The 14,030-nt window shown below is 43.7% G+C and carries 16 protein-coding genes and 1 pseudogene; 7 read left to right on the forward strand and 10 right to left on the reverse strand.

The window, feature by feature from the left end:
- Positions 1 to 78: 78 nt before the first annotated feature.
- Together C5Z26_RS07360 and C5Z26_RS07365 are read right to left on the reverse strand one after the other, a co-directional pair.
- Positions 79 to 2,105 (reverse strand): annotated as a pseudogene (locus C5Z26_RS07360) (heavy metal translocating P-type ATPase).
- A gap of 264 nt (positions 2,106 to 2,369) precedes the next feature.
- Positions 2,370 to 2,804, reverse strand: a complete 435-nt coding sequence (locus C5Z26_RS07365; protein WP_105449324.1) for a CopY/TcrY family copper transport repressor — start codon at positions 2,802 to 2,804, stop codon at positions 2,370 to 2,372.
- A gap of 209 nt (positions 2,805 to 3,013) precedes the next feature.
- On the opposite strand from C5Z26_RS07365, the gene C5Z26_RS07370 reads away from it, so the two are divergent.
- Entirely contained in the window at positions 3,014 to 3,664 is a 651-nt protein-coding gene (locus tag C5Z26_RS07370; RefSeq protein ID WP_105449325.1) for an EAL domain-containing protein, read from the forward strand.
- A gap of 23 nt (positions 3,665 to 3,687) precedes the next feature.
- Positions 3,688 to 4,818 (forward strand): GGDEF domain-containing protein, encoded by a 1,131-nt coding sequence (locus C5Z26_RS07375; RefSeq protein WP_105449326.1) that lies wholly within the window; start codon positions 3,688 to 3,690, stop codon positions 4,816 to 4,818.
- A gap of 74 nt (positions 4,819 to 4,892) precedes the next feature.
- Here C5Z26_RS07375 and C5Z26_RS07380 read toward each other — a convergent pair whose 3' ends face one another.
- The gene (locus C5Z26_RS07380; RefSeq protein WP_105449327.1) at positions 4,893 to 5,168 is read right to left on the reverse strand and encodes a hypothetical protein; all 276 of its coding nucleotides are present in this window, start codon (positions 5,166 to 5,168) and stop codon (positions 4,893 to 4,895) included.
- 140 nt (positions 5,169 to 5,308) lie between these two features.
- On the opposite strand from C5Z26_RS07380, the gene C5Z26_RS07385 reads away from it, so the two are divergent.
- The 4 genes from C5Z26_RS07385 (at position 5,309) to C5Z26_RS07400 (ending at position 7,864) form a co-directional block, all read left to right on the forward strand.
- A complete protein-coding gene (locus C5Z26_RS07385) occupies positions 5,309 to 5,725 on the forward strand; it encodes a Zn-Finger Containing protein (RefSeq protein ID WP_105449328.1) in 417 nt (138 codons plus the stop codon).
- Between the two features lie 105 nt (positions 5,726 to 5,830).
- Positions 5,831 to 7,261 (forward strand): DHA2 family efflux MFS transporter permease subunit, encoded by a 1,431-nt coding sequence (locus C5Z26_RS07390; protein ID WP_105449329.1) that lies wholly within the window; start codon positions 5,831 to 5,833, stop codon positions 7,259 to 7,261.
- Between the two features lie 106 nt (positions 7,262 to 7,367).
- The gene (locus C5Z26_RS07395) at positions 7,368 to 7,559 is read left to right on the forward strand and encodes a hypothetical protein (RefSeq protein WP_105449330.1); all 192 of its coding nucleotides are present in this window, start codon (positions 7,368 to 7,370) and stop codon (positions 7,557 to 7,559) included.
- Positions 7,560 to 7,570: 11 nt separating this feature from the next.
- The gene (locus C5Z26_RS07400) at positions 7,571 to 7,864 is read left to right on the forward strand and encodes a hypothetical protein (protein WP_105449331.1); all 294 of its coding nucleotides are present in this window, start codon (positions 7,571 to 7,573) and stop codon (positions 7,862 to 7,864) included.
- Positions 7,865 to 7,921: 57 nt separating this feature from the next.
- Here C5Z26_RS07400 and C5Z26_RS07405 read toward each other — a convergent pair whose 3' ends face one another.
- A complete protein-coding gene (locus C5Z26_RS07405; protein ID WP_105449332.1) occupies positions 7,922 to 8,305 on the reverse strand; it encodes a DUF1398 family protein in 384 nt (127 codons plus the stop codon).
- 48 nt (positions 8,306 to 8,353) lie between these two features.
- Positions 8,354 to 9,727, reverse strand: a complete 1,374-nt coding sequence (locus tag C5Z26_RS07410) for a cytosine permease (protein WP_105449333.1) — start codon at positions 9,725 to 9,727, stop codon at positions 8,354 to 8,356.
- Positions 9,728 to 9,873: 146 nt separating this feature from the next.
- On the opposite strand from C5Z26_RS07410, the gene C5Z26_RS07415 reads away from it, so the two are divergent.
- Positions 9,874 to 11,088 (forward strand): MFS transporter, encoded by a 1,215-nt coding sequence (locus C5Z26_RS07415; RefSeq protein ID WP_105449334.1) that lies wholly within the window; start codon positions 9,874 to 9,876, stop codon positions 11,086 to 11,088.
- Between the two features lie 128 nt (positions 11,089 to 11,216).
- Here the strand turns inward: C5Z26_RS07415 and C5Z26_RS07420 are convergent, their stop codons facing one another.
- From C5Z26_RS07420 to C5Z26_RS07440, 5 genes are read right to left on the reverse strand one after another with little or no spacing between them, the layout of a single operon-like run.
- Positions 11,217 to 11,624: a DUF3021 domain-containing protein gene (locus tag C5Z26_RS07420; RefSeq protein ID WP_105449335.1), complete on the reverse strand. Its 408-nt coding sequence runs from the start codon at positions 11,622 to 11,624 to the stop codon at positions 11,217 to 11,219.
- 5 nt (positions 11,625 to 11,629) lie between these two features.
- Positions 11,630 to 11,824 carry a LytTR family DNA-binding domain-containing protein gene (locus tag C5Z26_RS07425; RefSeq protein WP_105449336.1) on the reverse strand — a complete coding sequence of 65 codons (195 nt, stop codon included), beginning with the start codon at positions 11,822 to 11,824 and terminating at the stop codon, positions 11,630 to 11,632.
- On the reverse strand, positions 11,821 to 12,108 hold the full coding sequence (locus C5Z26_RS07430) for a LytTR family DNA-binding domain-containing protein (RefSeq protein WP_105449337.1): 288 nt from the start codon (positions 12,106 to 12,108) through the stop codon (positions 11,821 to 11,823). The genes C5Z26_RS07425 and C5Z26_RS07430 overlap by 4 nt, the downstream gene beginning before the upstream one ends.
- The gene (locus C5Z26_RS07435; RefSeq protein ID WP_105449338.1) at positions 12,109 to 12,975 is read right to left on the reverse strand and encodes an ABC transporter permease; all 867 of its coding nucleotides are present in this window, start codon (positions 12,973 to 12,975) and stop codon (positions 12,109 to 12,111) included. It lies immediately after the preceding gene.
- A complete protein-coding gene (locus tag C5Z26_RS07440; protein ID WP_105449339.1) occupies positions 12,972 to 13,865 on the reverse strand; it encodes an ABC transporter ATP-binding protein in 894 nt (297 codons plus the stop codon). The genes C5Z26_RS07435 and C5Z26_RS07440 overlap by 4 nt, the downstream gene beginning before the upstream one ends.
- Between the last annotated feature and the right edge of the window lie 165 nt (positions 13,866 to 14,030).

A 14,030-nucleotide genomic window follows, 5' to 3' on the forward strand; every position in this document is an offset into this window, starting at 1 on the left:
CTTGATTTAAGTACTCCCATCTTAGCACCTAAATCAATTCGATACACGTATTTACACAATTAATTTACCCTAGTCAGTTTAGTCTTTAATCCGCAAAGTCATCGCATTAATCGCCACGATTACAGTACTAAGTGACATGACAACCGCTCCAACCATTGGATTTAAGATGAAACCAAGTGGCGCTAACACCCCGGCTGCCAACGGAATCGTAATCACGTTATAACCAGCCCCCACCAGAGGTTCTGCGTCATCTTACGTGTTGTTTGTCGTGCAAGTTCGAGGAATTCAACCACATCGTTAGGATTACTTTTAACTAGGACGATGTCCGCCGAATCAATCGCTACATCCGTCCCGGAACCAATTGCAACGCCAATATCCGCACTGGCTAAGCTAGGTGCATCGTTGACCCCATCACCAATCATCATGACATGACTACCGTCAGCCTGATATTTTTTAACTAATTTCGCTTTGTCTTCTGGTAATAGACTTGCGTGGACGGTCTTAATGCCAAGTTGTTTAGCGACCACTTGAGCACTTTGTTCATTATCCCCAGTCAACATAACCGGTGTGATGTGTTGTGCGATTAAGCTATCAATCAAGTTTTTGGCTTCCGGCTTAATCTGATCCCCTTGTGCCACATAACCTAAGACTTGGTCAGCTTGAATTAAGAAGCTAACTGAGTTGCCGGCCGAAGCTAACCGATTGAACGTCGCTTGATCATAAGCCAATTTTTGGCGATCCAAGTAAGCCGCTGAAACGATTTGAACCGTTTTTTCAGCCACGGTCCCACTAAGACCAACCCCGGTAATTTGATGCACATCACTCGCTGTGGCTGGCGTTAATTGCTGCGCTTTAGCTGCTTTCAAAATCCCGACTGCTAACGGATGACTTGACCCATTTTCCAGTCCGGCCATAATCGCTAAAACATCATCTGCTTTAAGTGACTTAGTCGTGCTCTGATAGTCAGCAACCTTGAAGTTCCCAGCAGTTAACGTCCCAGTTTTATCCATTAACGCATAATTTAATTTTTTCACTTGTTCCATGGCATCCCGGTTACGCATCAACAAACCATGACTGGCCGCAATCGCTGTACTCCGAGCAACCACTAATGGTACCGCTAAGCCCAATGCATGCGGGCAGGCAATGACTAAGACAGTCACCGCAATGGATAACGCTAACGCAAGGTTACCAAAAATCATCCAAACGATAAAAGCGACAATCGCCACGGTTAACGCCGCGTAGAATAATAATCCAGCCACCCGATCGGCCATATTTTCTTGCGACGACTTAGCTGCTTGCGCATCGGTGACCAATTTCATGACTTGCGCCAAGTAACCCGTTTCGCCAGTCCCAGTAACCCGCATTTCAAAAGTACCTTCACCGTTGACTGAACCGCCGACGACTTTGGCATCAGTTTGCTTTTCAACTAAGCGCGCTTCACCAGTAACCATCGCTTCATTAACACTGCTGGCACCGCTAGTAATCACCCCGTCAGCTGGAATCTTTTCACCAGCACGAACTTGAACGTGATCATCAGCAACTAATTCTGAAATCTTAACGTCTTTAGTTTCACCGGCAACCACTTTGTGCGCTGTACTTGGTAACAGCTTAGCCAAGTTATCCACCGCAGAACCGGCGTTCATCACCGTATTCATTTCAATCCAGTGACCAAGTAACATGATATCGATCAATGTAGCTAACTCCCAGAAGAAGTCGGTGACCATGGGCGTGACTTGTAATAAGTTGTTGGCAACGACTGCATAAATACTATAAACGTATGCCACGCCAATCCCCATCGCAATCAACATCATCATCGCTGGTTTATGGTTGGCCCATTCGGCTTTGGCCCCACTAAAGAATGGCTGACCACCATAGATGAAGATGATCGTCCCTAAAATGGCGACCAGATAATCCGACCATGGCCGGAAAACAACTTGAAACGGTAAGCTAACACCCATCATAGGACTCATAATAATGAGCGGAATCGTTAAAATTAATGAGACCCAGAACTTCCGCTTTAAGTTCCCCATGTGCATCATCTGGCCACCGCCCATATCCATGTCCATATCATGCATATCCATTTTACTCATATCCATATCTTGCATATTCTGCTTTGAATCAGCATTCATATCGGTCATATTCCCCATATCTGCTTTTTTCATTCCAATTACCTCCCAAATGCTTGCTTGTCGTTTACATCTGTAATTCATAACCAAGTTTACAATCGTAAACGATAATTGTCAAGTAACAGCCTCATTATTTAAATAATTACTTTAAATACTGGTCGGTAATTACAGCATACAAAAAAAGTAGTCCGTCGGGCAATCATGACGCACTACTTCACTCGCTTAACTTTCAAATTACTTTGCTTAACAAGTCGCCTCATCACCAGGCAAACAATCACAGTCCACGGTGACCGGTGCGGTGGCCGCCTTGCGCGCTAATTCCGCTTGTAACTTCGTAATATCAGCTTGACTAAGCGTTAACTTACCGACTAGATCAGTTAACGTTTGACCGACGCGCATCTGACAAAGGTGACCAAACAACGTCTCAACGGCTTCATCCATCGACGGTTGTTCCGCAACCGTTGGATAATACGTAAATGCCCGGCCATTCTTTTCGGCCCGTAAGGCACCCTTTTTAATCAACCGCCCTAGCAAGGTCTTAACTGTAGCTGGCTTCCAGCCCATCTTTTCAGCCATGATTTCGGCCATTTGACTACTGGTCACATGACCCAACGTCCAAGCTACCCGCATTACTTCCCATTCAGCGTCACTAATTTCAATTTTAGTTTGTGCTTCCATTTTTAGAAACCACCCTTCCGTATTGTCTACTTTTTATAGTTTACAATCGTAAACGATAAAAAGCAACTTTCTTCTCTCTAATGATAGCGCAACCACCACTAGATATAAATATCTTAATGTCAGCGCCTGTAATCCGGTTCGGCTTATTGAACCGATTATAAATCTATACTACAATATTGATAAATAGATTTATTTAGGAGGAGATTATTATCTATAAATTCTTTGTTCAACCACAAGTTAATGAGACTGATCATTCAATCTATGGTTACGAAGTTCTATTGCGAGAACAGCAAAATGATACTTGGACTTTACCCACCAATTTTTCTGAAATTCCCTTAAAAGAACAAGCCAAGCTGTTAAAGCAAACTGCAACCGCACTTAAAACTTCACTCACTAATAAAGTCATAGCGTTTAACCTTGACCACGAACAAGTGATTAACCCACTAACCCTAGGCACAATTGTTGCATTGAAAAAACAGATTAATCCTTCAGCCTTAACCATCGAATTTACCGATGCGCCGACCCTGGAAGAGGTCCAACAATACAGCATTCTTCTCCATCAAAACGGCATGCAATTAGTCCTAGACGATGTCGGTACTGGTACTAACACCTATGAGAATATCAAAGACATGTTACCTTATGTTGATCAGATTAAGTTCGCGATGCAAAACTTGCGTATGAGTGGTGAAGCCAATAAAATACCAGAACTACTCGCTTTTTGGAGTAAAATTGCTCGTGACTACCGGTTAACCATGATTCTTGAAGGCGTCGAGGATCAACATGACCAAGCCTTAGCTGCTAAATTTGGCATTACGATTCATCAAGGGTACTTATATGGTAAGCCCACATTGCCAGCTTAACTTTATTTGGGGGTCTGATTAATATGACACTTGCGCATTGGTACGTGCCATCACTAATAACCAGTATTTTTTTCTTACTCGGGATGATTACCTTATATTGGCTACTCGCTGATCGTGCGATTCACTACGTCGAGCAGCGCCGGCATACCGTGAATCAGGAACACGTTCGAACCATCGTTGGCTTATTATATATGGCGATTTTCATTCTTTGCTTACAACTACTCGTTGGTCACCAGCAAAATAGCTGGGTTTTCATGAATTTCCAATTATTTGCGGTCGTCTTTGTCAGTTACTTCTTATTATTAAATATCAAGCTATGGCAATGGGGACTAACGGCCGTTTTGTTCATGATTATTAATGGCACGTTTTTTGAATCTTTATCCTGGCTATATACATTAATTTTGATTGTTTTCTTCTTCATCATGAAACTTTTAAAACGACATAAACAGTACAATCATTGGGATTTTATCAACTACTTAGTCATCACAATGGGATTTTCTGCAATTCTCTGGGGGATTGTCGCTTGGCGGTTACAACTATCGCCTAAGCTAGTTGGCGCTGAATTAGGTTATATGTTAATTATGTTAACTATCGTCTACTTTTATATCAACTTACTTTATCGCGATGCCGCCACGTTGGCACAACTCACTTACAGTACTAATTTTGATGAATTAACTCATGCCAAAAATTATTTTGCTTTTCGAACTAACTTTGGGCATGACTTTGAAGATGACCGTACGCAACAGCGACCATTTACTATTATGCTATTTGATATTGATCACTTCAAAACCATCAACGATACTTACGGCCATTTGGCTGGTGATTATGTGCTAACCCGATTAGCGGGCTTGATTGAAGCTTACTTACATGAACTCGATTCAGACTTAGTCCTCTACCGAACGGGCGGTGAGGAGTTCACGATTCTGTTCAATAACTATTCACTAGCTACAACACTCCCGCAGGCGCAAGCCATTGCTGAACTGATTCGTACCGCAGACTTTAATTATGACCATCAACCGATTCACGTTAGTATTTCCGTGGGATTAACACAACAACGGGTGACGGACGATGATAGTACCGCCTTATACAAGCGGGCTGACAACTACCTTTATCAGTCTAAGAATCATGGCCGTGACCAAGTTACTGCCAAATGAATCTGGTTTCAACTAAAAACCGGTGGTCCAGAGATAACGTCTCTGGGCCACCGGTTTTGGGCTTAAATCATGATTTAGTTCACTTGCTGACTAAAACGGGTCAATAGAATCATTAATGTTGGCACCGTCGTTGGATAATCAGTCACATGGGCTAATAAATAACTTTCTATTTTACTTTGATACAACGTTATAGTTGTTATTTGACCATTGGTTTGTAATAACGTCCGTCGAAACTCATTCAATAATTGTTGTAACTCGGCTTGAACTGAATCCGACCGATCTAAGGTTAATGCCGCCCGACTAATGGCGTCCACGACCATCACGGGTGTAATTGTTGCACTAGTTGTCATTTTTAATTGGCCCCCGCCCTTTTTAGAATAACCTCCAGTATACACCGCCCGCTGAAAAAGGTTAGCACTAAGTCCGGAAATTGCCGGGGTGATTGAAATATGTTAGGATATTCCATCACGTAACTATGGAGGTTTTTCGATTGAAACCAAACTCAAAACTTTTTATGCGGCTACAAACCTTTATGCGTGGCCGCTATGGTCAAAATGACACGCTTAATCGCGTTTTAAATAACACTGCGTTATTACTTATCTTAGTGGGTATCTTCACCCGTCTAACTTGGCTAACGCTAATTGCCCTAATCCTATTAGTCGTTAGCTATTGGCGCCTTTTTTCTAAAAAAATCTATCGGCAAGTTGCCATTAACCGCACTTTTCAGCGTTTCTGGCGACCCTTGGTGCGGCCGTTCACTCGCATGGGTTACCGCATTAAACAGCGGTGGCATTACCGTTTCTTTCATTGTGCGCAATGTCAGCAACGGATTCGGGTCCCACGTCATCACGGCCATGTTCGGGTCACTTGTCCAAAATGTGGGCATCAATTCAAGGCTCGAACTTAATTTCTGAAAAGCTAAAAAAAATTTCAGAAATCGCTTACGAAAACAACGCTTTTCTGTTACAGTGACCTATTGTGGTTACTGTTTCAAAAAAGGAGATCTCGTTTTATGCAAACTAAGTCACACAGTAATCCAACCTTAATTATGATTGGATTATTACTCGGGGGCTTTGTGGGAATGTTCAGTGAAACGGCTTTGAACATTGCCCTCCCCCAATTAGAACAACAATTACATGTTAATACCGGGACCATTCAATGGCTCGTGACGGGCTACTTACTAATGGTCGGCATCGTCTTACCGTTATCAAGCATGTTAACGAAACACTTTACCACGCGCCAACTAATCATCTTTGCCTTAGTTGATTTCATGGTTGGGGCAATTGTTTCGGCGTTAGCGCAAACTTTCGTCCTATTATTAATCGGCCGGATGATTCAGGGGATTGCCACTGGACTCATCTTACCCTTGATTTTCATTGTGTTGTTAGCGGTTTATCCACCACAAAAACGTGGTGCCGCCATGGGACTAGTCGGGTTAGTCATTATGTTCGCACCGGCCCTCGGACCAACTATTGCGGGGATTATTCTGGGAAGTCTCTCTTGGCATTGGATTTTTTGGTTATTCGTGCCTTTACTCGCAGTTGCTCTCATTATTTCAATTATTTTTATGCAAAATGTTTCCGAAGTTACCAAACCAAAAATTGATGGCTTATCCATTGTCTTATCATCGGTTGGATTTGGTGGGTTAGTCGTTGGTGCCAGCTTAGCCGGTGATCGTGGTTGGGGCAATCCGTTAGTACTCATCGCTCTAATTATCGGGGTTGTCGCACTATACTTCTACTGTCACCGCCAACTACACTTGGAAACGCCAATTTTAAACTTACGTGCTTTTAGCTTTAAAAAATTCAGCGTCGGGACCGTCTTAGTCATGATTGACTTCGGCATCATCATGTCATCTATGTATCTCTTACCCATGTATTGGCAAAAGGGATTGCTCGCACCTGTTGCGATGACAGGAATTTTGATGTTACCTGGTGGGATTATCAATGCGGTCATTTCGGCAACTTCTGGTCATCTCTTTGACAGTTATGGGGCTCGTTACTTAACTCGTGGTGGTTTTGCGTTAACCTTTATTGGCGCCTTAATGCTGATCTTCACGACGACACACTCGAGTTATTGGTACGTTGTTTTGGCCCACGTCATTCTCATGATTGGCGCCCCATTAGCTATGTCCCCTGCCCAAACCTATGGGTTAAATGCTTTACGAGGACCCGTTGCCGCTGATGGCAGTACAATTCTTAACACCTTGCAACAAATCCTTGGCGCCCTAGCAACCGCAATCGCCACTAGTCTATTGGGCATCGGCCAAAGTGCGAGTCATGCGACTGGTGCAACTGCCTTTGTCCATGGCGTTCACTACGGATTTTGGTTCACACTAGCGTTGTCAGTATTAGGCTTTATCATCTCCCTAATGGTCAGCAATCAGCCTGAAAAATCAATTGATCCGTTGGCTGACAAATTCGCTGCTCCGACCAAACAATAACTATAATTAACGCTACTTTGATGCCAAGGTAGCGTTTTTTTGATTGCACTTTCTACTAATTTCCCGCACAATGATTATGAATCGAGTAATAAGGAGTTTTATCTTAATGGCAATTACAATTAATTTAATCATTGGGACCAGTGTTATCTTAGCCTTACTTTGTTGGGGATTGGCCGTTTATTATTTTCGGGCCACTCAAAAGCTCATCCCCCTCATCTGGCTGATTGCTGGTCTAGCTTCAGCGGGACTAGCCGGCTTCTTCATCTGGGCCGCCATTCCGCTTTGGACAAGTATTTAAGGAGGGCAATTATGGATTCATCAGGACTTTTTAAAAAATATCTCACAAAGTACCACATCACGATGCAACATCCGGAACACGGGTTAATCATGCTAACCTCTGAAGTTTGGCTCAAGCATCCGGAACTTCAAACTGCTATTTTAGAAAATTTACAAGATTTAACTGGCGTACAACAAGTGACAGTCAATAGTCCCGAACAACTCGTCATGCGTTATAATTCCGCCCAACTGCGACAACTTAATCCTGTGGCGTTATTTGCCATTGAACGCAAGCTCAGCCGGCAATATCGCGAAGCCGGTTACTGATTTCAAAAAAGGTCACCCGATTATCATGACAATCGGGTGACCTTTTTTGTGAACCAGTTAGAATTTAATGGTTGCTAAAATCTTACCTTCATCACCACTAAAATTGATGACGTTACGTTTCAAATTAGCCGTCCAAGCTTGGCAACCGGCTGCGGCCAATTGCTTAACAGCTGTGGCTAAATCAAGCTTTCCCGCTACGTAATCAGTCCCAACTTGGGTGACTGTTGCAGCTGATTCTTCCCGCGCAACTCGGGTTGCCAGCCCGTTAGTCCGGCGTTCAACTAGATAGCCATCTTCACCAAAATAAGTCGTGGCGCCCGTGGCAACATCGTATTGAAAATGCTGGACTCCTAAGTCCGCTTCTTTTTGACCAATGGTGGCAAAATCAACGTGTTCACCCAATTCAGCTAAAACTTTATCAATTGCTGCTAATTTAAACATGGTATTACACTCCTTTTAATTTCATCGTTAGTCCTATTGTAATCCAAATTAAGCCGGCGTGGTTTTTAGGGGGTAGAAAATTCGCATTAATCCCATATAAATTAACGCAATGAGGACCATATCAATAAAGGTAGCCCCCAAGACCGTTGCAATTAACGTCACTTGTTTTAATAACAAGAAAATGACCACACCTAACACCCAGCATCCCAGCGCAATCCAATTAACTCCATGATGATACCAGTATTGCCCTTGCGAACTTGCCAATTCATTAACATCATAATGTTGATGATGACGCCAATAATAATCCACTAACAAGACACTAATCATCGGCCCTAAGACCATCCCAATATAATCTAAGAAAGCCGTAAATGCTGCTAAAAAACTACCCATTATCAAAGGAATCAACGTCACTAACGTTGCAATCACAGTGACTGCCCATAATGCCGGTCGCAAACGAATCCTGGGAAAAATATTTGATAACGCCGACCCGGCCGCCAACAAATTAACCGCATTAGCGGTCATACTGGTTAACACAATAACTAATAACGCTAATACCCCTAGCCCCAGCCGACTCGCAATTGTACTTGGATCTGAGTTATTGGGATCATAAGTACCGGAAGTAATTGCAATGCTCATCGTTGCAGCTAAACCAATAAAAGCAAACCAGAATAGCCCCGTGAATGCGCCTAGAAAGGGCATGCCGGTCGCACCGGACCGTTTAGGCGTGAAGCGGGTAAAGTCGGCACCAGCGGTCACCCATGACAGGTTAAAAGCTGCCAACGTATCCATCCCAGCACCAGCAGTCATATGTAGTTTCGTTGGTGCTTGCCAGGCTAATAATTGTGAAAAACTCACCGTTCTAAAAACGACGACCGTTTCCCACAACACAAATAAGATGACCAGCACAATGCCAACCCGTTCAATCATCTGAACGGATTTTTGACCAACGGAAACACTAAGTAAATGCAAAATACTCATGACAATAATGCCCGAAATCAGGCCTTTAGCACCACCGGGTTGCCCATAAATTGGCCACCCGACAAGGTCATGTAATAAATAGCTGACTGAAGTAGCCGCAATAAACGTATTAACGGCAGTCCAGCCAATATATTGCGTTAGGTTAACAAATGAAGGCACGTAACTCCCACGCACACCGAATGAGCCTCGAATCAAGCTCATCGTCGCTGCCCCGGTCTTATAACCCATAAAACCAACTAATGATAAGCATAAATAGGAAAGCGTGGACGAAGCAATAATGACTTTTAAAGCAGTGAGTAACCCACAGGCGGCTAAAACCCCACCAACGTACCAAGTCCCGTTGTTCGCATTGGCCCCAATCCAAGTCGCAAACATGTCCCAATTCGACATATGGCGATGTTTTGGTGCAATCACTTCTATCTGATATTTTGTTTCTTGCTTCACAACGTTCACCCTTTCTACAATGTTAACCATTGTAGTTTTTTCCGCTAGTGATGGTCAAGTTAATTTGACGAACTTTGTGCATTGCACTGCCTTTTAAATAGCCGTAAGATTAAAATAATAATAAATTAATTGGGGAAGTGACACGTTTGAAAGGCGCATTAGTGGGTTGGCGACGTAATCTAGCCGTTTTATGGTTAGGAACTTTTATTGCGGGGATGGGATTCTCCGAAATTATGCCATTTTTATCTTTATACGTTAGCGAATTAGGCCATTTCACTCGGGGTCAACTAACGATGTACAGTGGGGTCACTTATGCCATTACCTTTTTAGTTATTGCCGTGGTATCGCCACTGTGGGGCAAGCTCGCCGATCGTCGTGGCCGCAAACTCATGTTACTGCGATCATCACTTGGGATGGCTATCGTAATTGGTTTAATGGGATTTGTGCATAATATCTGGATTCTCATTTTTTTACGGTTTTTGCAAGGCTTATGTGCAGGCTATATTCCGAACGCCAGTGCCCTAATTGCGACAGAAACACCTAAAGAAAGTAGTGGGACCGCCATCGGTATCTTAACGACTGGTTACGTCTCCGGTAACCTAATTGGCCCAATTTTAGGCGGTGTTTTAGCACAAATTTTCTCGATTCGCCTGACATTTATTATCACCGGGATTTTATTATTAATCGTCTTTGTGTTGAGCCTCACCTTGGTACATGAGAACTTCCAGCCTAGTGACCAAGCCGCCGCTCAGCCAACTGGTAGTCTATTGAGCCAATTTAAGAATCCAACGCTAATCATCACGTTACTCGTCTCAACAATGATTATTCAAATGGGCAATAATTCGATTACCCCGATTATCAGTCTTTACGTTCAACAATTAATGCACAACGTCGGCCCGATTACCATCGTTGCAGGAATTATCGCCGCCCTACCTGGGATTTCAACGCTCTTATCAGCGCCACGGTTAGGCCACTTAGGCGATACCCGGGGGACTGACCGAATCTTAGTCTTCGGCTTTGTTTTCGCAATTTTGATGTACTTTCCCCAAGGCTTCGTATCAAGTATTTGGACGCTCGGGTTATTACGCTTTATGATTGGGGTCTCAGATGGCGCACTCTTTCCAACCGTTCAAACCCTGCTCTCAAAAAACACCCCCCATAACTTAACCGGGACCATTTTTAGTTGGAACCAATCTTTCCAAGCACTGGGTAGTATGTTGGGGTCATTACTTGGTGGCGCAGTATCGACTTGGTTCAACTACAATGGCGTCTTTATTTTTACCGGTTTGTCCCTCTTACTTAATTTTATCGTCGTTTTGATTTTTATTCCAAGTATGCGTCATCCGTTTCGAGCTCATTGAGACGCCGACGAATTGTGTGCCTAATTGGATTTTTCTGATCGGCAATTCATTGAAGTTTTTTCATTTCACAGTATTTAAAAATGCGACTGAAAATGACTCGAAGGAGTCATTTTTAGTCGCATTTATTTTTATTTTTTCATTTGTCGGCGTTTAGCCAGTCTCTCATTCATGCGGCGAACATCAATCCGATTACTAATTTGTAAGCCCAGCCAAACGAGACCATAAATCAGCGTCACGCTTAATAAATAGCGCACCGGGTGGGCTATAAAGATAGGCCACAAGCCATTATATACGCCGGTTAAGCCAACAAGCAATAAAACGCCACCATAATGGCTAACTAGCGCTAATGCAAATGGCATTTTCTCACTGTCAAAAATCATGGATAACAGCCCAATTAAGGCGCTCATGACCCAGTTGCTTAGAATGTTGGCACGGGTGATGTTAATCGTTGGACTGAGGCTCATGATCACGACTAGAAAAGTAAACGACCCAATCAAGATCCCAATCCCGGCGCTCTTTAAACTTTCCTTCAGCATCTTTTTCACATCCCTAATTGTTGTCGCAACTGTGGTAAGTATTTACGACTCACCTGCATTTTCAACTGATTCGTTAAGAAGGCCGTCATACTGCCGGAAAAGGCGGCTTCTAACGATTGGAGATGGTTCACGTTAATGGCGGCGCCTTTGGCAATTTGAATGAAATCTGGTTGGTTTAATTTGCTCAGGATTTTCTTCAAGACCCCCGAATTTGATAGGTCGCGGCGATCGTGTAGAGCGTCACCTCATGACCGTAGACCGCTAGTGCGATAATATCGGCGATCGGCACTAAGACGACACGATCATCAACTGTAATCGGATAAACGTCCACCGGTTGTTGGTGAGCTTCCAGCGCCTGAATTAATGCGATGACCGTCGGCGAAAAATGGGCAGCTTGAACCGTCACGCGAATATCATCATCTGCTAATTGGTCGTTTTGCTCAAAATTAACCTGCAAGTCACCCACCACCTTTTTATCTGCCAATTATACCTTATTGATGGCTTGGCGACGACTGCGCTTGGCAAATACCAGGGTGAGGGCACCAAAGATGACACTAAAGCCGACTAAGATTAGGCCATTTTCTTGCCAACTGGTTAAATGTTGTAACTGAATCCCAATACCTAATGTCTGTTCGAAATAATCACGCAATTGTGGTGCCGGTTTGAAAGTCGTCTTTAGTTGATCAGCCATCAAGGCTTGGCGATAGATCGCCGCATTATAAGGAAATGGCGTGACCTTCATCACGTTTTGCGCGGCGACCGGAACTGCCCCAATTGGGATGTAGACCCCGGCGAAAAAGCCGGCAGATGTCCCTAAAATGGCCCCAATTTTTCCGAGCGAATCCGGATTAGTGACGAACGATAAGAGGAGTAGATTAAAAGTCGTCCAGACCACACTACTCAATAACATAATCCCTAAAACGGGTAAAATCAGCGTTAATGACAACATGACTTGATCCGTGAGACTAAAGTAACCAACCATTGCGACAAACATCATCGACTGCATTAAGGTGCCAATAATAATAGCGCTCACTAAGTAACTGCACTGAATGCCAATGAAGGACATATCGGTCAATGCTAAATCAGCCAGTGTCCCCGATTCGCGATCGACAATCATCTGATTCAAACCATTTGCGGTCGTGGTGACGGCGGTTACCGCTAATGTACCACCGATTAACCAGGGATCTAATAGGTTCTGTGGGGCTGCTAATTGTGACCAGCTGGTTAACATGTTCTGCTTCAAAAAGACGAGATACAGGATAAAGGCAATGAGCGCGCCTAGTAACGAAAAGAAGACCCCACTTTTATTGCCAAAATAAAGCGTTAAGTGCCGTTTAACTAAAGCCATCATGAGCGAATTTCCTTTCCGGTGAGGGCCATGAAGATGTCATCCATATTTCCGTGGCGGAATTCAAAATGCGTCACGACCGGCTGGATTTTGGTTAACAACTTAATGGCCTGTTGATCATCCGGCAATGCAATCTGCAATTGTTTACCCGTTTGTAGAACATGCCATTCTGGTGCTAATTGCGCCAATACCACTTCGGGTTGGTCCGTCTCAATCATCAGTTGACTGTGTGCATAGGTGGCTTGCAGTTGTGCAACCGTATCGGCCGCAATAATTTGGCCCTGATCGATCACGTAGACAAAATCGGCTTCAGCTGCCTCTTCTAAATAATGCGTGGTCAGAATAATCGTTAAGCCTTGTTGCTGGCGTAATCGGTTTAAGGTCCGCCAGATAACTGTTCTCGTCTGAATATCCAAGCCAGTCGAGGGTTCATCTAAAAAGAGTAATTTAGGCTGATGAATCAAGGCACGTGCAATATCAACTCGCCGGCGTTGACCACCTGAGAGCGTTCCATAAGTTTGATTAAGGATCGACGTCAAACCAATGGCGGTAATCAATTCACTTGTGGGCGTTAAAGTTACCCCTTGGTACATATCCGCACGACTTTTAAGATTTTGCCAAACCGTCAACTGATCATCCAAGACACTTTTTTGAAAAACAACGCCAATCTGCTTTTGATAGTGGCGATTATCTGGACTGAATCCGGCCATCTCAATGGTCCCGGCAGTGGGTGCTATGGTGCCAGTTAATAAATTAATTGTTGTTGATTTACCAGCGCCATTGGGCCCCAAGAAAGCCACTAACTGGCCGGCTTGGACCGTTAAATCAATCTGCTTAACGGCAAATTTAGCGCCAAATTGTTTGGTAATACCGATTGCTGTCAGTAATGTCATCGCTACACGCTCCTTATCAATACCCCAAATATACAGGAGTAGTGGCTGGCCTGCCCCCAACTTTGCGATAAGTGGTCTGAATGTGACGATAAGTGGTTGCTTTCAAGGTATCAAAAGGAAACACCCACTAGAGTAAAATGAAACGCTGTAGCGCGCTTGCTCAAA

It is taken from the genome of Lactobacillus sp. CBA3606, assembly GCF_002970935.1.
GTDB lineage: Bacteria > Bacillota > Bacilli > Lactobacillales > Lactobacillaceae > Lactiplantibacillus.

Bases quoted from the DNA above. Each gene is read 5' to 3' on its own strand.
- C5Z26_RS07400 (WP_105449331.1), top strand. From the start codon at position 7,571: ATGGATTCATCAGGACTTTTTAAAAAATATCTCACAAAGTACCACATC.
- C5Z26_RS07390 (WP_105449329.1), top strand. From the start codon at position 5,831: ATGCAAACTAAGTCACACAGTAATCCAACCTTAATTATGATTGGATTA.
- C5Z26_RS07405 (WP_105449332.1), bottom strand. From the start codon at position 8,305: ATGTTTAAATTAGCAGCAATTGATAAAGTTTTAGCTGAATTGGGTGAA.
- C5Z26_RS07440 (WP_105449339.1), bottom strand. From the start codon at position 13,865: ATGACATTACTGACAGCAATCGGTATTACCAAACAATTTGGCGCTAAA.
- C5Z26_RS07365 (WP_105449324.1), bottom strand. From the start codon at position 2,804: ATGGAAGCACAAACTAAAATTGAAATTAGTGACGCTGAATGGGAAGTA.
- C5Z26_RS07395 (WP_105449330.1), top strand. From the start codon at position 7,368: ATGGCAATTACAATTAATTTAATCATTGGGACCAGTGTTATCTTAGCC.
- C5Z26_RS07435 (WP_105449338.1), bottom strand. From the start codon at position 12,975: ATGATGGCTTTAGTTAAACGGCACTTAACGCTTTATTTTGGCAATAAA.
- C5Z26_RS07420 (WP_105449335.1), bottom strand. From the start codon at position 11,624: ATGCTGAAGGAAAGTTTAAAGAGCGCCGGGATTGGGATCTTGATTGGG.
- C5Z26_RS07375 (WP_105449326.1), top strand. From the start codon at position 3,688: ATGACACTTGCGCATTGGTACGTGCCATCACTAATAACCAGTATTTTT.
- C5Z26_RS07380 (WP_105449327.1), bottom strand. From the start codon at position 5,168: ATGACAACTAGTGCAACAATTACACCCGTGATGGTCGTGGACGCCATT.